Below are 22,808 nucleotides of genomic sequence, written 5' to 3' on the forward strand. Positions count from 1 at the left end.
TTCATCATAGTACTTGTCATACAGTCTGTGATATGTCGTTTTGATTACTATAATAGCACTATCGGTTGAGAGCATATCAATCATCGCTTGTGACCTCATTTTTTCATGTGACTTGGAAAATAGATAGGCTCACATGGACCTTTTTATTTTCAGGGCATTAGGTTAATACATGGTTCTGAGAATCAAAGGTCTCAAAGCACGGTATGACTGTGGGATGTTGATCCATCTCTCCAAATACGGATCATAGTAATGACCACGTTTGATTCCTGCTCTTGAATTGTATTCTTCTTTGAATAAGGTTTCTTTCTCAATTGTTAGATGCATTCCTATGCGCTCATCTGAAACCTCATGCTCGTCCAATCCTTGCGAATCTGGACCCAGCCGTTCTTCAAGCTCCTTAACAGAAAGATTAGCATAATAGGACCATTTTTCTGGGCCAGCCAAAAACCTGAGTCCCTCATAGAGGGAGTCGAACTTGAGGAATTCTCGTCTTGTTTCAAACTCTTTGGCGTCTCGCCATTCGTATATGGTCAGCCAACGTTGAACGAAATCGAACAACCTGAATGTACCTTCGCTTAAATCAGGTTCGGACTTGTCATGAGTCACGACTTGTTCTTCACCGTCTGAGTATTTGACATAGTAAATGACTTCACCGGACATCTCTACGTCCTCTAAAAAGGTTAGTAGCTCCATTTCATTGTCATGAAGTAACTCTATCAAAGAGATTTCCTGTTTGGAATCCCTAGCTCGATACTTGACGACCAGGGTTTTAATGTTGTAAATATTCAGATTCATTGCCTCCTATACTGTAAAATCGATGAGAAGTGACCGAGTTTTATATACCTTGAACAGTTCGAGAGGGACTAGATGCACAAAACTCTGCCCCCAATTACTCGTCCGGCACCGTTGTTTGGTCCATCATGTGAGGACATTTGAATCTCAAAATTGACTACGTAAGTTCACATTCATTCTTCACCTTTCTCTTGATTTATTTCGTGCTCGAATGTCATATCAGATTGATTTCTGGTTGAGTGTATTTACTGATCAGTCGCCCTTCTTTTTATTTTTAAACGCAAAAGGAATCGAGATCATGAATGCGCCGATCATGCACAACGTCGAGTAGGATGCCAGTTGGCTTCCTTCGCTTCCTATCTCATCCACCAAGATTCCCGTATTGAATAACAAGACGAGGGACCCAATCAAAACGATAAAAGAATTAAATAAGGTCCAATACGAGCTGGGGATTTTTGAACCCAAAAAGGCCAGGTATACGAGGTTACTTAAACTGAGAAATAGAAAGACGTAAATCAAAAAATTCAAAGAATCTAGAACATCCAACATATAGAATTATCCTCTCATAAAAATAAAAATTTAGGAATACAAGGTATTCTTATACAATTAAGATAACCATAACCTCATTCATGAGGGCAATCCTGCTATAGATGTATTCATTTTTTACAATAGAAACTATAATATTCTATATTAATCCTTTTATGTTTTGGTATTGAATCAAAAAATCACGGTAACCAAGTGAATTTAATACAACCTCATTGTCACTGAGTTTGAAGGACTGACTCGAGAAAATAAGGATTTTGAGAAATAAAGTTCAATGATGTTTCTAGGTTTTAGAGCAAGTGTCAAGGAAAGTGTAGTGTAAAGAGTGTATTGGAATGAGCTGATAGGGTATACGGTTCCTCTATGTGTGATGATGGTTGTATGGTTACGTTACAAGAATTTTGATACATACTTCATGTTTTCTTGGGTATTTAGTGTCATCAACGTGATATATGCATATATAATTTATTTTCATGATGTCGTTAACAGCTCGATTTACGCGGGAGGACTTCATCCGTTGGATTGGATGATTGCTCTTTACACGATAATCATAGTCTGTGGGATAATTTATGGATGTACTGCCAGTGTCTTGATTTGCCTATCGTATTTAGTTTATCGATTGCGTAATGGGCGATTTCCTAAGCAGGATGTGTGATCAAGGTCCACATGCGTCGCTTGAATAGGAGCGTATATGACATCTTATGAACAAGAGGGGTAAAAGTAAAATGAACAAGAAGGATATCGAACTTCAAAGGTCATTAGAATTTTTAGCGAATGGGTGGGAGGTTAGCAAGTTAGACATCGATTACTTGCATGAGACGATTTCACTCATCGTCGAGAGCGTACGGCAGCAACAGATAGTAAGAACACACATCACATTCAAAGAGGTACTCTCCTTCTATGTATATCAGGAGGAGGTTGCTTACTCTGAGACCCTAGATGCGACATATAGACTTAACGACCGAGGAAAAGACGACAACGTTTTTGTCAGCGAGATTGGCTTTCACAGGAACGGGTTCGGACAGGTCAAAATTAAATGCATAGACCCTGAACAGACGGCGATTAATGCAATCACTTCAAAAACGAATATGTATTTCCAAGTCAATAATAAGGACCACTTTTTTATCGAGTGTAATGCTATCGAAATCAACGATGATGTCTTCGAGGGGTTGATTCAATCGAGTGAGAGTTTAAAAATCACTCTCGACTAATTTGGGAGGGTATGATTCTAGAAACGATTCTCAGTTTTAAAGGCAGTGGTGTGATCACATTTCTGAATTGAAGTATACATGTTTGATTCTTAACTTTTATCGGAGGGTGGTCGGGTGTAGGGTTGTTAGCCTACGGTTTAATAGGGCTAGTGGTGAGCACACTTATTGTACCGGGTGTTTGGATACTTTCGAAACACAGAAAAGCTGATTTGTAATCGAAAGTAACGCTCTCCGTGGTTTGCCTAAGAAATGAGACTCGGTATAGATTCTGTTTCGTACTCGAGGAGAAATGTTACCTATTTCAAATTTCAAAAGTCAGGTCTGTTAAGTCAGGATTATGGTTGATCTGATTGATGGGCAGACATTTGCTAAGAACTACCTATAGCTAAGTCATATAAAGGTGGAGGCTTTATCACTAAAAGACAAAAATATCGTGTATGATGACTGATACAAAATCAAGTGAAAACAAAAATAAAAAGAGGTAATGAGATGAGTGTAAGAATTACATTTGATAAAAAATTAAGGTTGGGATACCTATATCTCTTCCCTGAAAACTATAGGTACAAGATACATGAAACGAAGGAACTAGACTCGAATCCTTTTCTCGAGTTAGATTGTGATGAGTTAGGACGAGTTGTAGGAATTGAATTATTAGATTTTGAAACACTCAGCTTGAGTCAGGTAATGAGTAAAAATATTTGCTATGTGAAAAAACCAGATTGTGTTTCTCTACGTTTAAATAATGTCCCGATTGAGAGTACAACAACATTTGCAGGAATCAAGTTCCATTTTTCTGAGGCGAATTACACCGGCTTTATAGGGTTTGATATCATTGATTTAGATAAATACCCTATTCAGGATCTATAAAATAACTGTTAGCTTTACAAGGTCGAATATGAGGTGTTATCAAATACTTAAGCACGACTTTCATCCTGTCATTGAGAACAATATAGGTTTGGATTTTCAACGGCCCTATGATCTCATAAGCAGCAAAGTTAAGTAATTATATTTTGATGTTCGACTTCACCTTTGAATCTTTTTAAATGTGTCTAATGCTACGTGGGAAACATATGAGTAATCACAAAAAAGACGCCCTGGAAGCAATCGAGAGTGTCTTTTTTGTGAGCAATTGTTAGAAGTGAGTGTGAGTCCAGCATTTTCCGAGACTTTAATCTAAATCGACAATCGAGGAAGTCTGATTGATTCCCTCAATTGTCGTAATAGCGATTGTAATGCGATGCATATTTTTCCTTTAAGTTCTGGATTTTGATATCATCCCAAGAAATGATATCAACCACGTCGGTACTCACATACATTAGGAAGTCGTCGTTGTAAAAAGCTATATAAGCCTGTGTGTCCCCTTTGTAAACTTGAGTACAATAGTTCATGACCTCTGTTAAATTAAGATTTCTAATGAGGGTGTAAACAGCACCATCCCCAGAAAATTCATCTACCACAGCGTGTTCTTTCCAGTTTCGAATCGTTAGATATCTGCCAAGTTTAGATTTTGATGAACAACGGACATTGTCCATGATGTATTCAGATACAAACATGAGATGAAGTGGCTGAGAACATTCAAAAATGGATTTTAGAATGTCCTTTAATAAAGAAAGATTTAACTCGTCCATACTAAATCTGATTCGGTGTGCTGAATCGACTTGAAAGTATGGCGTTTCTTTAGTGATATCAAAAACAATATTAAATTTATCAATCTCAAACATGAATTAGTCTCCTATTCTATTTAGTTCAGCATCATATGTGCCTGATCGTGTTTTTTTACTTCCTAAGTTTTTAATGGAGCTTGCGCCTTTCCAAGCACCGCCGTTATGACCATCTTTGTCAGGTGAGATATACTTTGGTCCTTTGCCTTTGTTTCTTTTAAATACTTTTTGACCATGCGAAGTTTCATTGACTTGAGAATATCCTAAATCTTTAGCTGCTTCTTTCGCGACAGCCGGTACCGATCTAATCATAGAAGCTACAACAGATTTTGACCAGTTCTTAATCGCTGTTTTAAGCCCCTGTTTTGCAATCACGCCGACGATTAAACCAACAACCGGCAAGGCTGAAGCTTGTAACTCAGCAGTGTCATATACATACTCTTCGTTTGTTTCTTTATCAGTAAAAACCGCTTTAAAATTATTCTCGTCTGTGAGTTCTAAAATAGTGATTGAAAATTCTTTCTTTAGCTCGGTTCCATTATCCTTAAGTATGGCCTCAACAGATAGTTCATCATTTAATTCGTCGAACTTTAAAGTACTTTCCATGTTAATTTGTTCATTCTCCAAATGTGACTCTACATACTTGACGTTCTTATCCTCATAGACTTTTTCGGTTACTGTTGGCTCCGAATCTTCATTTATCTTGACTTCCTTTTCAGTTGCATAGCTAACACCACTATTAGCAATAAGTAGTGAAGAAACTAATGTTGCAATAAACATCTTCTTCATGATTTATTCCTCCTTGAATTGTATCAGTCCATTCCCATATGTATGCATTGGACCTAGTTTTATTGAATTTTTGCTTAGCTCTTTTATTAAGTGATCATTGTCTTGATCGTGAAGGAGTAGAGAAATAACTCCAGTTGCATAGGCGGTCGAAAAAGAGGTTCCTGACTGTTCCTCCATTATTCCTTCATGGTTTAAAACAGGTACATCTACACCAGGAGCAACAAAGTCGATTTTCCCTTTAGCCGCGTATGGATAGATTGAATTGGTACTATCTATTGCGGAAATGGAGAGCACTTCATCATATTGGGCCGGATAGTCTGTAGATAAACCGAGCGTGTTTCCCGCAGCTGCGACGATTAAGATTCCCGCGTCACGAGCACGTTTAATTGCATTTCTCAGTTCCTCATGATCTTGAGAAAAACCGTAGCTGAAATTAATGAGGTCCACGTCTTGCTCTATCGCCCAATCGATGCCCTTGATTGTATCGGTGATATTTCCTTTTGCTTCATCGTCCAGTGTCTGGATATCATACAAGTGAACATTATTGTTAATCCCGATTGTAAAGTTTTTAAAAGAGGTAGCTGCAATGATACTGGCGACCATAGTGCCGTGAGCATTTTTGGGAGTGGTTCTCGAAGAACCGTTTATCGTGTTAAACTCCTTGACGACAGACACTTTAAATTGCAACAAATCATTATTAATGCCTGTGTCCATAACCGCAATCTTGATGGGTTTATTTGTTGAATTAGGTTCGCTCTTTGACACTGATAATGCACAAAGCGCCCAGTTCTGATCACACATTTTTTCTTGTTTGTAGACTTCTGTTTTTTTATCACATCCTGCAATCATTAGTAAGAGTAAAAGGGTCATTACTAGAGTAGGAAATTTAGTAATCATAATTCTTCCTTCTTATTTTTTGTATATGTAGCGAAATGTTTAATTGCACTAACTGTACATCTACCTCTTATTCAAAAATATAACACAAGAAATGATTTTATGTAATTATTTAACTTTTAACCTTCATTTTTCTTTATTTGTATCTCGAGTGACTTTTTAAATTTAAATTCCCGTTTTTAGGGATTTACTAGCGGTAATAATATTGGTTTTTTCCGATAAAGGTTATTATTTCGTTTCACAATTGATTTATCTTGGACCATCAGGAGGAAAAGCGCACGTTTTTCTTTGACGAAGACCGGCGACTCGCGCTGCTCTGTCTTTGCATGAATGTTTATTTGTGATGAGTGGATTGCAGAAAAAATGGTCGCTTGTTTGGTGAAAATGGTCGTTTTTCCAACGTAAGCCCTAGGCTTGTTTCAAACAAGCCTAGGGCTTAAATAAAGCAAGCCGAGATGTCGAGTGGTCCGATTCGAGGTATCGTTGAGCTATCAACAGGAGAGGATGATTCAAATGAATCACACATTGAACCAGCAAACGATTAAAGAGATGAAAGAGGTATTACTAAGAAGACTTCCTGAACGGATGGATATCGATCCCGAGGCATTCGAGTTGGTGAGTATGGATATTCTTTGTGAAGTGAAAGAAGGGGAGCGATTGAAACAGGTGACGCTCTTCTTTAATACAAGCACGCTTCAAGCACAAAATTGATTGTTCCGAAACGTATACATGTATACGTTTTTATCTAGTGAGTCTTTGGAGGAGGCGTGATGGACGAGCGGCTACTTGATGAACATGCGTTCGATGGATTGGATCCGTTCGTCCGGTTCGATGAGGGACGGAACTCGCACTATTTCCGCGTGGTAATCTATATGGGACATAGGTAGTTGCGGATGGGGGCGTCAGTTTCGTCGTCTCAGAGCTATCCAAGGATATATTCGAAATTGAATGGAATAAACAAATTATTCACGTGTTGATTGAAAGTTATGCCTCGATTCAGAGAATAAAAAAGTGAACAAGCTTGAAAGTCCATTATCCTGTGAGTAGAGAATGGTCTGTTTAAGTAGCAATCTGCGAATATTTTTTGTATATTCATTCACGATCTAATAATTCTATTTTAAAAATATCTGTACTACCTGAGCGATCCGTTAAAAGTGTAATGGAGACTAGATCTCCATTTGATAACTCGGGAAGACCAGTAACATCATCATCATTTTGATAAATTGTGATTTGTTCTTCAAAAAAGTCGTAATTTAGTGTACCTTGAAATTCTTCTTTATTTAATTCAATTCCTTCAACTACTATGGAATCGTTATCGATTTCTGTGATCTTCGCGTAAAAAGTCTCCACATCTGTTGGTTTGAACTCCCACAACGTTTTTTCGTAGTCCTTATATGCATTCGTGTAGCCTGCAGAATAGCTAATTAAAATGCCCATCAGTAATATAAAACCAGACATGACTATAGTGATTTTGTAAGGGGGGGTAAGCGTAGAACGTTTTTCATTATTACTTTTTAAAGCTTTATTGATATGACGTTTGTAAATTTGAAAGTAAATAACGATCGAGACAATAAATATCAATAATAGTATTGATGAAGCAACGATATAGTTTGGAAATGGCAAGAAATATTCCTCCTTTAAATTTGAAAGTAGTCTTTAAAAATATGATAGTAACTTCTTGTGACATCAACTTTTTTTCCGTTAATTAACGTAAGGATGAATTTTGAAGAAAGTGTCGGTTTTATTTGTTTTATTTTACTGGTGGAGATGATGACAGAGTTACTGATGCGTAAAAATGCTTGAGGCTCTAGAGAGTTTGCGATTTGGTATAGGCGCTCATTGCACTGGTATAAAGAGTCATTGGTCTGAATTTCAACACTATCGCCGTAAGACTCAATACAAATAATGTCTTCTACAAATACAATAAGTTTCTCATTGGTTTTTTTATCTCTCGCGGTTAAACTTTTAATAAAATTATTCACTTCACTCAATACGAGTTCAGCAGTGTCGTCCACTTCTATTCCTTTTTCTTTCAAAATTGATCTTATTTCATCGAATCGATCTTGACCTACACAAAGTTTAATTTTCAAATCACGTCCCCCTTTCGTATTTGTTTAACAAAGAAACCTGATTTCAGAGTCAGTGTAACAATTGGGAATTTATATCACAATATAAGAACGGTACTTTACACTTATATTCAGATGAAATGCATTAATGGGTGGATACTCTTCCTAAGTTAAACTTGAGATTTGAATCAAAACTAATCATCAGATGTTGTTCTATTATTAAAACTGATGTTATTCGCACCCTATTCAAACCTAAGCACCCTAATGCGTCAAAGGAACGTGAATACTTTAAAGATATGCCAGGTGCACTTAAATAATATTTGATTCATGAGGTGAAAAGATGGATTATATCTGTCCTGTTTGTGGTTATGATGGCTTAGAAGAATCAGCATATAATGAATATGATCTTCCTTCGTTTGAGATTTGTTCTTGCTGTCGATTTCAGTTTGGAGACGATGATGATGTTGAAGTTAGGGAGGGAGTGTTCTTATCGAGAGAAGAAGCTCATTCTGTTCACAGAGAAAAATGGATCAAGGATGGAGTAGAAATTTTTCAGCCAGAATACTATCCAGCAGAATTCCAAGTGAATGACCGAGTAATAAAACAACATTTAATCCAACAGTTAAAGAACATTAATATCGATATCACTTGATAAACGGATATAGGACGTTTTGGATTCGGATTTTTCTAATTTTATTATATTAAAATTACTTTATTCTGACTTATGAGCTGAGCCCTATTTTACGGACAATGTAATAAAAAGTGCCTCGATTTCTATACGGCGATCAGATGGCCTCGGTACTCTCCGTGGTCAACAAGATTTTTTAGATGCCAGTAGAAGGACTCGATCGGTGCGTTGTCGAGACATTTTCCACGACTTTCGGTCAACAGCTCCTCTCTTCCTGATTCTCGAAGACGGCCAGTATATTAAAGTCGCCCGTGTAATGGATTGACCGGTCCGAGACCGACCCCACGTTTGGATTTGACTTTGGCTGCCTGAGCTGATGTTCGTTGAAGATGATTTAACCTATGGATGCGTTCCCCCGTCTGAATGAATAGGTTCACTATATCGATTCGACCGCACGCAAAAAAACTGAATGAGTACTCTTTATCGAGTGTCTGTCATTCAGGGTTCAGTTCATCTTATATTCGATTATTTTCATTTACACAGGAAATAAATACTTTAAGTGTTAGAGGAACTCGATAAGAAATGAAACTACCATATATACAATGGGGAGGAATGTTATCAGTAACCCGATTAGTCTGGTTCTACTCTTAAATTGTAATGCTAAACCTACTAACCATACAGCAAACAAAGTCAACCAAAAATAACTGGATAGTGGCTGAGTTGCTTCTGCCATTCCACTTATCCCTAAAGCTATTATAGTAAGAGCTGTAACCACTAAACCAGTTATAATATTGATAGTAATTAAAAGTGACCTACTCATGGATATCCTCCTTAGATTGAATTTATTTCAATTTATAGTATAAAGTTATTTATAAAATGGCACAAACCCCTAATTGATATTATAAATGTATATTTTAGTTTAAATGCTAAGCTATTAGTTACTTCTATGTAAAATTTTTTAGAGCGTTATTATGACTTTTTGAAACCGCTTACTGTGATTTATTTAATATAAAGCTACTCTCTCTCCCGCACCTCCACCATATCTCCGCTGCAAATCGCGTCATTCAGCACATTCTCATAGACCGATATGACCTGTTCATCGACATCACGCATTTCAATCTTTTGAATCTCCTTATGGTACTTCGTCAATAACGCCTTGTGCTCGGGTATGAGGAATGAAATCCATTTCATCTCACCCTAATCGCGATACATCGTCATAAAAATCACCCTCCAAATAAAAAGAACGTTTGTTCCTGTTTTATACCCGATTTGTCTCGTTTGAACAGCTTTTTACGTGATTGGTGATCCGTGCGTCCTGTTTCCGTACTCTAGCTCGCTGGTCGTCGGTGCAAGGGACGTCAAAAAAATGACGCGCCCTCCGGCCCCGTCTTCCTTCGCTTTTGGCTCAAAGCGAGGCTTTTCGCTCGTTGGCTACGGAAGCCTGTCCTTCCGTTTGCTCTACGCATTTTTTTAGCCTCTCCCTGCGGTCGCCCTTGCACCGTCTCCCGACGCTCACTGCGTTCCCGTCAACAGGACGCACAACGGTGTTCGTTCTGAGGACAGCTTATCCGAACGGTTACATAAGGCGGGGGACCTCATCGGCATCCCTGTGCTCGATCACCTCATCCTCGGTGCGCACGAGTTGTACGTCAGCATGAAACAGCGAGATTACATGGGGTGAATGGAAAGGAGTGGGGCCGGGGGACCGGTCCCGGTCCCGGTCCGTCCGGTAAGGGCAAGGAGGAAAAACATATGTTTTTCTTTTATGAGACTGGCGACTCGCGTGGCTCTTGCCTGGATTCAAAGTTCGGATCCGGGAAAAGTAATGTTTTCGCGTGGCGAAAACAAACGGTTTGGTGAGAAGACAAAGGGATAAAAAAATCGCGTTGCTTTATCTTTGCAATGAGTGCTTGTTTGGTGAAAATGATCGTTTTTCCTACGTAAGCCGAGATGTCGGGTGGTCAGATTCAAGGTATCATTGAGCCATCAACAGGAGAGGATGATTCAAATGAATCACACATTGGACCAGCAAACGATTGAAGAGATGAAAGTGCTATTGCTTAGAAAACTTCCTAAACGGATGGACATCGACCCTGAGGCATTCGAGTTGGTGAGCATGGATATTCTTTGTGAAGTGACGGTCTTCTTCAATACGAACACGCTACAAGTACATAATTGATCGTTTCAATAAGTATACATGCATACTTGTCGATTGGTATACGTGTATACATTTTTAATTTCTATCTCTCGTGAGTGTTTGAACGAGGCGTGAAACATATAAGTATCGGGAATCGATTTATATAAATTGAAAGGGATAAGACGTGATGAGTCCCTTCGATTTCCTTCGAGATATATGTATATGCCTCTTCATCCATCTTACCTAGTGTATTCAGTTTTGTTTAATTGAATGCTGACTTCTTGTCGTAGAAAAACTCTCCAATCAGATGAGGGCACTGAAAAAACTTCGCTCTATCCGAGAATAAACAGAGAAAAGGACGATTGGACCGACTTATGTCAGGACAATCGTCCTTTTTTCCTTGCCCTTATCCTGTTATTTTTTTCCTTAGGGTGATGATTCGCTTCAAGTTGACCGCAATGAAGCTCATTGCGCTCGGTCACGTCATGCCTTTCAGGTCTGACGTCTTGTTTCGCGACAGACAGTGCTTGTTTCTCAGCTGGCTGTTCTTCGCTTCAATGGCGAATCGTTTCCGGCGGTGGTCCTTGAAATCATCGGTCTGCTCGCAGTCGATTTGATTGCTATGTTCCCACAACTTTATAGACACGCTGTAGGATTTTGATATGGCTCCGCTCTTGTAACACCTTCGCGCAGCGGGCACTGTTTACATAGCTCGATGACGAAAAAGTAAGTTTCCACCTGGTTCTTTCCGATGTCCTTTCGTCACCCGGTTCGCTGCTGGCGGATAGACTTGCGGGTTCAATGGCGCGACGAGCTTGTACCCTTGCGAAGCAGCATAGATCAAAATGTCTCGGCTTGAATAGGTCGCGTCGCCTACGATGTGGTCGAACTCTGCGCCAGGTTTGGTGTCTCTTTTCCACGTGGCTCGCCAACTGTGGGCCATCTGGAGCTTCCCCAGTTGTGACGACAACAGACGTGATGATTCCTTTCTCTGTCATCGCGAGATGATGTTTGTAACCGAAAAAAGCGGAGTCGGCGCTCTTGTGTCCGGGCATCGGTGTTCCGGGAGACTCGGAGTTCGACGTGCGTATCCTCCGCAAATTCGCGTTCGAGGTTCACCCGGTCGCGGATGTGTTTGCGCACCATCAACTCGGACATCTCGGTCTTGACAGTCTCGGCGAAGGTGAGCGCATAGGAAAGCTGTGCGGCAAAATCTGTCTCGTCCACCTTCTCCAGGAAACGCCCTTTCGCTGCGTCGGATTCCTTGTAGCACTATCTTTGTATCCTCGATGATCGCCTGTCCAATCGGTTTCTGCCCGTACTTGTCCCGTGAATGGGTCGCATCGACGATCAAAGTCCGTCCCTTGAGCAGTCCCATTTCTTTTGCGACTTCGACCGTGTTTGATCAGTTTGTCGAGGAGTTCTTCATCGTCTATGAGCTGACGGTGGAACTTCGTGAGCGACGACGGGTTGATGACATCATCTTCCGGCGCAAAAATCGAGAAAATATATGTAAGCGAGGTCGATCTTCGCCCGTCTGACGAGGTCATCTTGAGTTTTTCAGTGCCTTCAATCTGATAAACAGGTTTGTAATTTCCTCTGTCTACCTATTGGGGAGTATATCAAGATAGATAGGGTGTTTATTGTCTGTCTATTCTTTAGGCAGTTTAACGCATAATAGTATAATTTAAATATCAATTTCTGTTCTTACTAATTTATTTAACTTTGCTTCGGCATAGAAAAAACCGAAATTCTTAATACCATGAGAGATAAAGTCGTCAGATTTTTGTAAGTGAAGTTTTGCTTTTGATACATCACTCTCTAAAAATGCAATCATTGCTTTACCGCGCTCATAAGTAATAACTTCTAACGGAGAGAGTTTTTCTTGTAATCTTTTTATTTTTTCGAGCTCATTTTTCTTATTAAAGAAGAGATTGAGTTGACTCATTTGAGTAAAGTAAGCAAGCTTTATATCTACTCGATCAGGTATTTGTAGTTCAAAGTTATTTAATACTACTTCTCTCGCATTATTAAAATTATTCGTGTCTATTTCATAGTAGTACACCATAACAGCTGATAGTGAATCAGTGGGGTTATTTTTTGCAGCACTAATACTCTCTTTATTCCATTGTTTAGGTCTGAGGGGGCTCGAAAGTTCTTTGCTACGAATCATTTGGTCAATCCAAAGCATGGACTCCTTGTCTCTTTTCCATAACTTTTGGATAATATAACCATCCGAGTCACTCCCGGCAGCTGTTGGAAATATTGTTATTAAAAACAGTCCCATATTCATCAGCGCAAAGAATGAGAAGAATGAATAGTTTGAAATTGAATATAAGAGATAGCTAATTATCGAGGTCGATAAAGAAAAAAGCGGACCACCAATGGCATATAATATTTCATTTTTAATCATTTTTTCTTTTTCAAATGAAGAAGGAAGCATCATTGAAGTACCACCGAATGCAATCCAACTAACGTTAGGAACTATTCTGATTTTGTTCGCTGACTTTTCTAGAGTCAATGGTCCTGTTGTGAAGTATAAAAAACGATGTCCAACATTCAATCCGAACAATACATGTCCCAATTCATGAATAGTTATTGAAAGTAGAAATCCACTCAAATAGGAAGCATAAAAGAATAAATCTTGCCGATCTGAAGGGGAGAAATAGTACATTAAGAAGAATATGAGAGATAAATAACCAGTGACATATGGTGGTGAGAGTAATTTTTTCAAAATCAAAGCCTCCTTCTAAGTGTGAAAGTTCGGAAATTTAATTTACATCATTGGAGATAGTCAAGAGTTTGGCGTAGATTTATCTGCCCGTAACCATATAAGTCATCTCGTCCGGGCGAACCTAAATCGATAACCGATTTTTTGAGAACTTTAATAACAGATTTGTTAGAGACTTTCTTTCTATCTTGTTGAGTCATTCTTGACTTTACCACTAATATAGTGGCACTTACTTGTGGAGCGGCTATACTTGTACCATAAGTCAATGTGTATCCTTCCGGCATACCCACATATGCATCAAGTTCATTTTGAGCAAGTGAAAATGGATATGCACTTACTATCAAATCAAAGAGGCCTGACTTCTCATCTAAATCTCCTCCAGGTGCAGTGAAGTCAACGTTCTTACCGGTATTTGAGTAGCTTGAAATTTGAGTGTTTATGTTTGTTGCTGAAACAGTGATGACATTTTTAATATTTCCAGGAAGATGAACTGTTTTCGATTTTTTCAACTTGTCTAAGTTTTCAGCTCGATTCCCGGATGAAGCGACAACAATTGTTCCGTTATCTTCTGCATATTCGATTGCGCGTTCATATGCCTTTATGAGTACAGCTTCATCATGTATATTAGAATTTTTGTAAGTGCCGAGGCTCAAATTTATTACATCATTTTGATGATTTGTCGCATCAATAATCGCTTCAAGAACCCAAATTGATTCACCATCTACTTTATCCAAAACTTTGTATGGAGTAATTTTGGTTTGGGGAGCGATATTGGCCATTACAGCGGCCACTGAAGTACCATGTCCCATATCATCGTTTACGTTTTGATTATCGTTTACATAATTTTTTGCATGATTTAAGTCCAGATGATCTTTTAACAATGGATGATTTATATCTACACCACTGTCAATCAATGCTACAGATGTTCCAAATCCTCTATCAGTAATTCCGTACTGACCATCCACGGTCTGCATCAAATACCAATTGAAAGGACTTAGTGAAGGGTCATCTAAATTGAAAAACATAGGTACATTTTGTTCTATGCTATTCTCATTTGGAACAATTGTATGCGCAGAAGTGTTTTCCATGTTCTCTTTTATTTTCTTTGCCTCAACATTTACCTTTAAATTAGACTCACTGGTAAATTTGGGTAACTCGCCTTGTTGTACAATACTTTGAGCATATTGCCTCGAAAGTTCATTCAATTCATTTTCAGTTTTCGTTTTGCTTACTAGAGGCTTTAATTGAACCAATAGAATTTCTTCTAATACTTTAATTTCATATTCGTTATTATCAATCTTTTTAAGGAATGAATTCATTTTTCCTTTATTCTTAAAAAGGAAAGTTTGATTCTCGGTTCCTGTTAAAATGATATTATTTTTGCTTGCTGATACCTCTCCATCCGTTATAGACAAAAGAAATAGAACAGGAACAATTAGTGCCAGCCTTTTACTAAATTTATTAAAAGTTTTCATGTTGATACTCTCCTATATTTTTTGATTTTTCATTAAAGTACTTCTGAAGGTTGTTCGTTTAAATATAGTTCTTTGTAAATATCATTTATTCTCATGAGTTCGTCATGAGAACCGATTGCCGCTACTCTACCACGATCCATAACTATTATTTTATCTGAGTTCTTAATAGTGCTTAACCTATGTGCAATAACAATTCGAGTACAAGCGAGTTGAGCAATACTGTCCTCAATTAAATTTTCTGAGATGTTATCTAAAGCACTAGTAGCCTCATCCAACAACAATATTTTTGGATTTTTAATTAATGCTCTTGCCAAAATTATGCGTTGTCTTTCTCCACCCGAAAAATTGACTCCTCCTTCAGACACTTTACCTAAGACACCCATCGGTAGTTTCGTAATCACCTCCTCTAAATTAGCTTGACGCACAGCGTTGTCGAAATTTTTTGCGTATTTTAAGTTCCCCATCGTTATATTTTCTAAAATGGATTTGTTAAACAAACGAGCTTCCTGCAATACAACACCGATTTGTGATCGTAAATGTTTTAAATCAACATCTTTGATATTTATTCCATCGTAAGAGATTTCTCCTGAGGATTGTTTATATAAACCTACAATGAGCTTTGCTAATGTACTTTTTCCAGAACCTGAGGGACCGACGATTGCGACACGTTCACCTGATTTTATTGAAAACGAGATATTTTCGACAATTGGGGGACTGAATGAGTCATGTGAAAACGTAACTTTTTCAAATTTCAAGTTTCCTGTAATCGTGGGTTTAACAAATTCAATGTCGTCATCTTTCTTCTCTATCTCTGGTTTTGTATTAACCACATCCATCAACTTTTGAATATAGGAAGACATATATATAAAGTCGATATAAGTAGAACTTATGGAAATCAAAGGAGCCATTATTGATAGGGAGATTGTACTAAAGGAAACGAGAGTTCCAATTGTGATTTCTCCAGAAAGAACTTGTTGACTACCAAGCCATAGTATAGTCACTGGGAGTATAAATTGAATAGATGAAGACACAGATTGAATCAGAGTATTCCAAATGTTACTTTTCTCTGAAATTAATAGTTGCTCGAGATATTTATTAAGCCATTCAGAATAGATAGAGTCCTCGTTTCCAATCATTTTTACGTCAGAGATGCCATAGATGTTATCGGCCAGCAACTTTTGAACAGTACTTTGTGATAAGACTGACTTTTCAGAGAAGTTTCTAAGTACTTTTGTATTTAGAAAAACAAAAAACAAAGCTATGCTGGCCATTACTAGAACTATAGTAGTTAAGTAAATAGAATAATAGAGCATGATTGAGAGATAGGACATTACCAAGAATATGTTAATAAATATACTGACTGAGTTATTCGATAAAATTTGTCTTATATAAACATTAAGGTTCGATCTATAAATCAGTTCTCCACTTGAACGATTCTCAAAAAACGAGTATGGTAATTGAAAAATTTTTTTTACAAACATAGACATTAGGTTTTTATCTAATTGAGTCTGAAGTTTCGCGACAAAAAAACCTTGGAGTCCAGTCAACAACATATTAAATACAATCATTATTAAAATTATGTATCCTATCAGCTGAAAAACTTCATCAAAATTATTTGAGAATATTTCATCAGTAATCCACTTAATAAAGATAGGTGAAGCAATCGCTACGGATTGTAATGCTAGCGAAAGGAAAATGATTAACGATACTTTTTTAACATTTTTCAACATTATTTCCCTTAATAAAGGTAAATAACTTTCTTTTTTCTTTTTTTTGAAATCGCTAGTTACATTAAAGTACATAATACTCTCAGAAAAATTTGAGTTAAACTCATTTCGTGAAATTTTTTTTCTTCCGGTCTCTGGATCTACTATGTAGAACTTATCGTTTACTATTTTTTCTAGTACAACGAAATGATTTTCATTCCAATGCACAATTGCAGGTAAATCGTTTCTTTGAATTTGACTAGTGGAGACTCTAAATCCCAAAGACTTCAAACCAGAGCTCATAGCAATCTGTGAAATATGATAGAATGAACCTCCGTTTTTTGGTATACCAAAATCATTTCTCAGTTGTGTCAATGTGACGTGTCGACCATAGTAACTAAAAATCATGGCAACACAAGCCAAGGCGCATTCACTATGCTCCATTTGTTCAATGTAGTGTATCTTTTTCAATGTTATAGTGCACCTCAAATCATAAAAACTTTAAAACCAAATACAAATATATCATATTTTATTAAAAATAGTAAAAAAAGTAACATTTGAATTTATATGTTACTTTTTTTATATATATTAACTTTTGAGAATATTATTGACATTTATTTTCCTTAAAGATACATTTGTCATGCGAATAATGTAAAATTATCGCAAAAAATATTAGGGGGAATTATAGTGCTAAGAAACGAAGCGTTAAAGAAAGTCGCATCTAGCAATCCTGCTGGAGACACTTTGACAGCAATGTCAATGGAAGAATTATCACGTGTAAATGGAGGAGGAGATGTTGGTGCAGAGCTTACGCCTACAACTTCTACATACCTCTGCATCGGTGTTGGAATTCGATTAAGTTCACAAAAATGTGCATACGTTGGTGGGACAATTGTAAGTGGAGTTCTTTCTAACGCTAAATGTTAATTCAAGAGGAGGACAATTGTATGAACCGAAATGAAGCGATTTTGAAAATGTCTAAATCAGCAGATCCTGCTGGAGAGAAACTTCGCGCATTATCTCAAGACGAACTATCACTGGTAAGTGGTGGAGGGGATGTTCAACCCGAAACTACTACCCTATGCGCTTTTACAGGTGGAATAACGTTCTCTGTAGCGATGTCCAAGCTATTTAAATGCGGTCCGAACAAATAATATATTTTAATCGAGAGCGCTATAATGTCTTTAACGTTATAGCGCTCTATTATGTAAAAAAATTGAGTTAATAGAGGTGTATAAAATGAATACTATCACTCATGAAGGTAAAGTATTATTGTTCAAAAAGTTAAAAAAAGCATTTTCGATTGAAGAACGTAAGGCCTTTATTCCGAACGAAAGACTTACAGAAAAAGAAATAAAGAATATTATTGATGAATGGAAGTCTTTTACACATATGTCTGACTCCTCAATATTAGAGAGGGTAAAATCTGAAAATCTAACTTTAGAAGATTTTGCACATATTCTTAAGTTGTCAAACGATGAACAATATATAGAACAAGAAATCAATAGAGACTTCATACCAATGTGGTATGAAGAATTGAAAGACATATTTGATCTTTGTTCGGAAAATCCGATTTCTAAAGTCTCTGAACATTCAATGAGCCTTGCATTTAGGCCTTTTTATTTATGGGTGAATAAAAACTTGGTCGAATTCATTGATGAAAATCAATATTTGAAAACTAAGGTTGATTCTGAAAAACTCATTGACTCACTATTAGTTAATCTTGAAACTGGAATAATCAAAAACGGAATTAGAGCTGTAATTTTTGAGTTACACGTTTCAAAAGAAATGGGCGAATTAAAAGGAGAAACTTCTAACGACCGCTACAAGTTTTTCATAGAAAATTGTCTTGCTGAAGAAAATTATTTACACTTTTTTTATAGTGAGTATCCGGTTTTGGCAAAGATTCTTTATACGCAGTGTAGTGATTACTTAAAAAATATAAAAGAAGCTTTAGGAAATCTTGAGAAAGATTACTCTGTTTTACAACCGATGTTTAATTTTTCAGATGAGAAGTTGGTATCTATTAAAAGTGATTTGGGTGACTCTCATCAACGAGGTAAAACAGTAATGCGGTTTGAGTTCGAATCGGGAAAAGAAATATTATATAAACCAAAAAATTTAGGGCTATCAGCTCACTTCAATAACTTATTAAATTGGTTTAATAAGAAAAACTTCTCCCCTCAGTTTAAGAGTTACAGATCTTATACTTCAGAAGATTATGCTTGGGAAGAATTGGTAGAATATAAAAGCTGTGAATCTGAGGAAGATGTTAGGAAATACTACGAGAGATTAGGTGGACTTATCGGAGTATTATACTCTATTAATGGAGTTGACTTTCATTCTGAAAATGTCATTGCACATGGAGATTCTCCAATTCTGATTGATATTGAAACAATTTTTCACCATCAAAGACAAGTTGATGAAAATGAAAAAGTGACAGCTGAATATAAAGCTCGGCATAAAATTAATGATTCTGTGTTATCAATTGGCTTACTCCCTCATTTGGCTTTTAAAAGCGCGGAAGGGAAGGGTATTGACCTTGGCGGGATGAGTATTACAAATGAACCATTACCTTTGGATATTTTTGCTATCGAAAATGATCAGACCGATGAAATTAAATTTGGGTTAAAAAAATCAGTCATTAATAAACTAGATCAGAATGTTCCGATTTTAGATGGATTACTTATTCCGCCAAACGATTATGTAGATTACATCATTAAAGGCTTTGATAAGGTAATGGAAATAGTTTTAGAGAATAAAAATGAACTCATAGCTGATGGTGGCATTTTAGATAGCTTCAAATCAGATATCATTCGAATTATTCTCCGTCCAACACAATACTATGGAAACTTTATCATTGAAGGAAGTCACCCTGACTATTTAAGAGACTGGATTGAAAGAGACAAAATGATGGAGAAGATATGGTTTACATTTTTAGAAATGGAACCAATATCTCATGAGAAGAGAGATCTATTGAATAATGATATTCCTTTCTTTTATTCTTATCCAGGGTCGACGAGCTTGATGTCTGGAGAGGGAGTAGAAATTAAAGCATATCAAAAGAAATCAAGTTTAGATTTCGTCAAAGAACGTATTGAAGGGATAAACATAAATATAATCTCAGAACAGAAATTGTTTATTGATACATCAATCCAAGGTAAAGGACATGACAATTTTGATAGTCTTAATACTATCAAATGCGACATGGAGAATGTTCAATCTTATAATAAAAATTTAGTATTTCTTGAAGCGATTTCGATTGGAGATTGGCTGATTGACACAGGTATTTATGGAGATTTTAACGATGTTACATGGACTACCTTAGATATTAATTATTTTAATCAATGGGAGATTTCTAATTCAGGTAACGGCCTATATAATGGACTAAGTGGGATTTTAATGTTCTCTGTGTATCTCTATAAAACAACAAAAGAAACTAGATTTAAAGTATTAAGTGATCAAATAGTGAATTCGATATTATTAACTAAAGTAAATAATTTAAATTTCAAGAGCGCATTTTTTGGTCATACTTCTTCAATTTATGCATTATTGCACTATAAAAAAGTAATTGGCACAGAAAATCCAAAGGTGGATGAATATATTGGGCTGGTTGTGAAAATGTTAGAACAAAATATTGAAAAAGAAGAATTGTTAGATTTATTGGGTGGAAGTAGTGGAATCATAATTGTACTTGTAAACCTTTATGAATCGACAAAAGATATTAATGTATTGAATCTGGCAATTAAATACGGACATCACCTTTTGAACCATTCAGTGCGGTTAAGTGAAGGAATTGCATGGAAAAGTTCAGACAATGAAAAACTACTATTAGGTGGACTTTCACACGGTACTAGTGGTATTGCATGTGCACTATTTAAACTATATGAACATACAAGTATAGAAGAGTTTAAGTATGTAGCTGAAGAAGCAATTAAATACGACAAGAGTTTAATGAATAAAGAAAAAGAAAATTGGTGCGATCTTCGTAATAATCAATATAACTCTCATCATTGGTGCAATGGTTCTGCGGGAATCGGCATCAGTCGAATTTTATTGAATCAATATTTATCAGAGGAAACAACAGTTAACGAAGAAATAAAATTAGCTCTTGAGACGACGTTAAAAAATGGTCTCGGTCATACACATTCACTATGCCATGGTGATTTAGGTGCAAGTGAATTGTATTGTTTAGCGTATGAAGAATTTAAGGATGAGAAACATCTGGAAATCTCAAAAAAGATAGTCATGAAAGTTATTGAGGAGAAACAGAAAAACGAAAAATTCTTAACAGGGCTTACAAATCATGTGCAGATACCTGGGATGTTTTTAGGTCTCTCTGGTATCGGATATCAATTTTTAAGAGTAATGTTCCCTTGTGATGTTCCTTCAATTCTTACTCTTGAAAACATATGAGAAGATAAATTATATATTAAAATAGGGATTAAGGTCTCGCCTATCGTAAACTATGCGTGACCTTAATCTGTTTATTTTTTTATATTATAAAGGTAAATGGCACCAGCGACACTATCTAGTAGAAATACAGCAAACATAATTTTTACACCTGCATCTAATGAAATAAACGATAATCCAATTAAAATCAAGACAGAGGCGATTGATATATATAGAATATTATACATTAGGTTGACAGTTTTTAATTTGATTAATTCCCCTCGTTCATCATTACCTTCCGTACTCTCCTTAAAATTCATTATATAGAGATTAGAGATTAAAACAATTCCACCTAAAATCGCGATTAAAAAATTCATTTAAATATCCTCCTCATAAGAAAAAACTTCTAGTATACTTCTGCCAAATGCATTTGATATTTTGAATGCAAGTATAAGGGATGGATTGTACTTGTTTTTTTCTATGTTTGTTATAGTTTGTCTACTTACATTAACGATTTCAGCTAATTGCTGTTGGGTCCATTTTTTTTCTCCCCTATACATTGCTAATTTATTATCTAGCAATTTGCTCACGTCCCTTCATAATATAACTTACTTATATAGTAACATATATAAAACATTTAGTAATGTATTTTTATCATAAAGTCGCAAATATATTACTTAATCCTTAAATCCATGATAAAAGGATAACATGTACGTGTTTCTGTGAGAGATTGGAGAATCGCGTTGCTCTGTCTTTTCATGAATGTGTATTGGCGATGTTTGGATTGATGAAAAAATGAGTGCTTGTTTGGTGAAAATGGTCGTTTTTCCTACGTAAGCCCTGGGCTTGTTTCAAACAAGCCCAGAGCTTATATGAAATAAACCGAGATGTCGAGCGGTCAGATTCAAGGTATTGTTGAGCTATCAACAGGAGAGGATGATTCAAATGAGTCACACATTGGACCAGCAAACAATCAAAGAGATGAAAGAGGTATTGCTTAGAAGACTTCCTGAACGGATGGACATCGATCCTGAAGCTTTTGAGTTGGTAAGCATGGACATCTTTTGTGAGGTGAAAGAAGGAGAACGATTAAAACAAATGACGGTCTTCTTTAATACAAACACGCTTCAAGTACATAACTGATTGTTTCAAAATGTATACATGTATACTTGTAGATTTGTATACGTGTATACATTTATTTTTCTCACTTGAGTCTTTAACGAGGCGTGAATCCCATAAGTATCGGGAATCGGTCTATAAAGACTGAAAGGGTGAGACGTGGTGGACGAGCGGCTACTTGATGACTATGCGTTCGATGGATTGGATCCGTTCGTCCGGGCCGTGTTCTCTGAACTGATGGAACATCCTGAGTGGCTACGTGTCGTCGACAGGGAACATTGCGTCGAGAAGGTCGTCCGGTTCGATGAAGGACGGAACTCGCCCTACTTTCGTATAGTGATCTATCTGGACGCAGAAGAGCGTCCAGTCAAGATTGTGTATCTGTATGGAACTTGGGTGGTGGCGGATGGGGATGTCAGCTTCGTTGTCTCAGATCTATCCAAAGGTGTATTCGAATATGAAGTGATGCATGTCCATTGGCTCATCAAGTATCGCTTTGAGGATTGGGGCGTGTCTGAAGACGGGGCATGGGAGAAGGAGTGGTGATTCGGGCTCATGCGTGAGCGTCTAACGCCAGGAGGCGAAGTCGCTCATCGCACCGCTGCCCCCCTGACGGCCCGATAACAAGAGCTGCTGGCTCACAAGCCGCATCTCTATGTTCCTG

General features: G+C 36.9%; 23 protein-coding genes and 1 pseudogene. 11 read left to right on the plus strand and 13 right to left on the minus strand.

What is annotated here, in order from left to right:
- Nucleotides 1-162 precede the first annotated feature (162 nt).
- A complete protein-coding gene (locus KNO79_RS14515; RefSeq protein ID WP_214691643.1) occupies nucleotides 163-795 on the minus strand; it encodes a hypothetical protein in 633 nt (210 codons plus the stop codon).
- Between the two features lie 1,265 nt (nucleotides 796-2,060).
- Between KNO79_RS14515 and KNO79_RS14520 the strand changes: the two genes are divergently transcribed.
- Complete coding sequence (locus KNO79_RS14520) at nucleotides 2,061-2,546, plus strand: YxiG family protein (RefSeq protein WP_214691644.1); 486 nt, start codon at nucleotides 2,061-2,063, stop codon at nucleotides 2,544-2,546.
- 489 nt (nucleotides 2,547-3,035) lie between these two features.
- On the plus strand, nucleotides 3,036-3,413 hold the full coding sequence (locus KNO79_RS14525) for a hypothetical protein (RefSeq protein ID WP_214691645.1): 378 nt from the start codon (nucleotides 3,036-3,038) through the stop codon (nucleotides 3,411-3,413).
- A 341-nt stretch (nucleotides 3,414-3,754) separates the two neighbouring features.
- Here the strand turns inward: KNO79_RS14525 and KNO79_RS14530 are convergent, their stop codons facing one another.
- The 3 genes from KNO79_RS14530 to KNO79_RS14540 are packed head-to-tail and all read right to left on the minus strand — an operon-like array spanning nucleotide 3,755 to nucleotide 5,893.
- Nucleotides 3,755-4,267: a hypothetical protein gene (locus tag KNO79_RS14530; protein ID WP_214691646.1), complete on the minus strand. Its 513-nt coding sequence runs from the start codon at nucleotides 4,265-4,267 to the stop codon at nucleotides 3,755-3,757.
- A 3-nt stretch (nucleotides 4,268-4,270) separates the two neighbouring features.
- Nucleotides 4,271-4,996 carry an SAR2788 family putative toxin gene (locus KNO79_RS14535; protein WP_214691647.1) on the minus strand — a complete coding sequence of 242 codons (726 nt, stop codon included), beginning with the start codon at nucleotides 4,994-4,996 and terminating at the stop codon, nucleotides 4,271-4,273.
- A gap of 3 nt (nucleotides 4,997-4,999) precedes the next feature.
- Nucleotides 5,000-5,893, minus strand: a complete 894-nt coding sequence (locus KNO79_RS14540) for a S8 family peptidase (RefSeq protein WP_214691648.1) — start codon at nucleotides 5,891-5,893, stop codon at nucleotides 5,000-5,002.
- Between the two features lie 510 nt (nucleotides 5,894-6,403).
- Here KNO79_RS14540 and KNO79_RS14545 point away from each other — a divergent pair.
- Nucleotides 6,404-6,601: a hypothetical protein gene (locus KNO79_RS14545; protein WP_214691649.1), complete on the plus strand. Its 198-nt coding sequence runs from the start codon at nucleotides 6,404-6,406 to the stop codon at nucleotides 6,599-6,601.
- 381 nt (nucleotides 6,602-6,982) lie between these two features.
- On the opposite strand, the gene KNO79_RS14550 is transcribed toward KNO79_RS14545, so the two are convergent.
- Complete coding sequence (locus tag KNO79_RS14550; RefSeq protein ID WP_214691650.1) at nucleotides 6,983-7,513, minus strand: hypothetical protein; 531 nt, start codon at nucleotides 7,511-7,513, stop codon at nucleotides 6,983-6,985.
- Nucleotides 7,514-7,527: 14 nt separating this feature from the next.
- Nucleotides 7,528-7,980 (minus strand): LytTR family DNA-binding domain-containing protein, encoded by a 453-nt coding sequence (locus KNO79_RS14555; RefSeq protein ID WP_214691651.1) that lies wholly within the window; start codon nucleotides 7,978-7,980, stop codon nucleotides 7,528-7,530.
- A 316-nt stretch (nucleotides 7,981-8,296) separates the two neighbouring features.
- Here KNO79_RS14555 and KNO79_RS14560 point away from each other — a divergent pair, with 316 nt between their 5' ends.
- Nucleotides 8,297-8,608 carry a hypothetical protein gene (locus KNO79_RS14560; protein WP_214691652.1) on the plus strand — a complete coding sequence of 104 codons (312 nt, stop codon included), beginning with the start codon at nucleotides 8,297-8,299 and terminating at the stop codon, nucleotides 8,606-8,608.
- 990 nt (nucleotides 8,609-9,598) lie between these two features.
- Here the strand turns inward: KNO79_RS14560 and KNO79_RS14565 are convergent.
- Nucleotides 9,599-9,775 (minus strand): YolD-like family protein, encoded by a 177-nt coding sequence (locus KNO79_RS14565; protein WP_214691653.1) that lies wholly within the window; start codon nucleotides 9,773-9,775, stop codon nucleotides 9,599-9,601.
- A 370-nt stretch (nucleotides 9,776-10,145) separates the two neighbouring features.
- On the opposite strand from KNO79_RS14565, the pseudogene KNO79_RS15680 reads away from it, so the two are divergent.
- Together KNO79_RS15680 and KNO79_RS14575 are read left to right on the plus strand one after the other, a co-directional pair.
- A pseudogene (locus KNO79_RS15680) lies at nucleotides 10,146-10,265 on the plus strand (JAB domain-containing protein); the annotation flags it as partial.
- Between the two features lie 327 nt (nucleotides 10,266-10,592).
- On the plus strand, nucleotides 10,593-10,763 hold the full coding sequence (locus tag KNO79_RS14575) for a hypothetical protein (protein WP_214691654.1): 171 nt from the start codon (nucleotides 10,593-10,595) through the stop codon (nucleotides 10,761-10,763).
- A gap of 661 nt (nucleotides 10,764-11,424) precedes the next feature.
- On the opposite strand, the gene KNO79_RS14580 is transcribed toward KNO79_RS14575, so the two are convergent.
- The 4 genes from KNO79_RS14580 to KNO79_RS14595 all read right to left on the minus strand — a co-directional run bounded on the left by KNO79_RS14580 (nucleotide 11,425) and on the right by KNO79_RS14595 (nucleotide 17,104).
- Nucleotides 11,425-11,664 carry a hypothetical protein gene (locus tag KNO79_RS14580; protein WP_214691655.1) on the minus strand — a complete coding sequence of 80 codons (240 nt, stop codon included), beginning with the start codon at nucleotides 11,662-11,664 and terminating at the stop codon, nucleotides 11,425-11,427.
- A 744-nt stretch (nucleotides 11,665-12,408) separates the two neighbouring features.
- Nucleotides 12,409-13,455, minus strand: a complete 1,047-nt coding sequence (locus KNO79_RS14585) for a M50 family metallopeptidase (protein ID WP_214691656.1) — start codon at nucleotides 13,453-13,455, stop codon at nucleotides 12,409-12,411.
- Nucleotides 13,456-13,502: 47 nt separating this feature from the next.
- A complete protein-coding gene (locus tag KNO79_RS14590) occupies nucleotides 13,503-14,927 on the minus strand; it encodes a S8 family peptidase (protein WP_214691657.1) in 1,425 nt (474 codons plus the stop codon).
- 32 nt (nucleotides 14,928-14,959) lie between these two features.
- The gene (locus tag KNO79_RS14595; protein ID WP_214691658.1) at nucleotides 14,960-17,104 is read right to left on the minus strand and encodes a peptidase domain-containing ABC transporter; all 2,145 of its coding nucleotides are present in this window, start codon (nucleotides 17,102-17,104) and stop codon (nucleotides 14,960-14,962) included.
- A 216-nt stretch (nucleotides 17,105-17,320) separates the two neighbouring features.
- Between KNO79_RS14595 and KNO79_RS14600 the strand changes: the two genes are divergently transcribed.
- The 3 genes from KNO79_RS14600 to KNO79_RS14610 all read left to right on the plus strand — a co-directional run bounded on the left by KNO79_RS14600 (nucleotide 17,321) and on the right by KNO79_RS14610 (nucleotide 21,049).
- The gene (locus KNO79_RS14600; protein WP_214691659.1) at nucleotides 17,321-17,560 is read left to right on the plus strand and encodes a mersacidin family lantibiotic; all 240 of its coding nucleotides are present in this window, start codon (nucleotides 17,321-17,323) and stop codon (nucleotides 17,558-17,560) included.
- Nucleotides 17,561-17,580: 20 nt separating this feature from the next.
- A complete protein-coding gene (locus KNO79_RS14605; protein ID WP_214691660.1) occupies nucleotides 17,581-17,787 on the plus strand; it encodes a mersacidin family lantibiotic in 207 nt (68 codons plus the stop codon).
- Between the two features lie 85 nt (nucleotides 17,788-17,872).
- On the plus strand, nucleotides 17,873-21,049 hold the full coding sequence (locus tag KNO79_RS14610; protein WP_214691661.1) for a type 2 lanthipeptide synthetase LanM family protein: 3,177 nt from the start codon (nucleotides 17,873-17,875) through the stop codon (nucleotides 21,047-21,049).
- Nucleotides 21,050-21,120: 71 nt separating this feature from the next.
- On the opposite strand, the gene KNO79_RS14615 is transcribed toward KNO79_RS14610, so the two are convergent.
- Nucleotides 21,121-21,402: a hypothetical protein gene (locus KNO79_RS14615; RefSeq protein ID WP_214691662.1), complete on the minus strand. Its 282-nt coding sequence runs from the start codon at nucleotides 21,400-21,402 to the stop codon at nucleotides 21,121-21,123.
- On the minus strand, nucleotides 21,403-21,585 hold the full coding sequence (locus KNO79_RS14620) for a helix-turn-helix transcriptional regulator (RefSeq protein WP_374193987.1): 183 nt from the start codon (nucleotides 21,583-21,585) through the stop codon (nucleotides 21,403-21,405).
- Nucleotides 21,586-21,970: 385 nt separating this feature from the next.
- Between KNO79_RS14620 and KNO79_RS14625 the strand changes: the two genes are divergently transcribed.
- Nucleotides 21,971-22,168, plus strand: a complete 198-nt coding sequence (locus KNO79_RS14625; RefSeq protein ID WP_214691664.1) for a hypothetical protein — start codon at nucleotides 21,971-21,973, stop codon at nucleotides 22,166-22,168.
- Between the two features lie 138 nt (nucleotides 22,169-22,306).
- Complete coding sequence (locus KNO79_RS14630) at nucleotides 22,307-22,690, plus strand: hypothetical protein (RefSeq protein WP_214691665.1); 384 nt, start codon at nucleotides 22,307-22,309, stop codon at nucleotides 22,688-22,690.
- Nucleotides 22,691-22,808: the final 118 nt, after the last annotated feature.

The sequence above is a fragment of the Exiguobacterium sp. s43 genome (assembly GCF_018617255.1).
GTDB classification, from domain to species: domain Bacteria; phylum Bacillota; class Bacilli; order Exiguobacteriales; family Exiguobacteriaceae; genus Exiguobacterium; species Exiguobacterium profundum.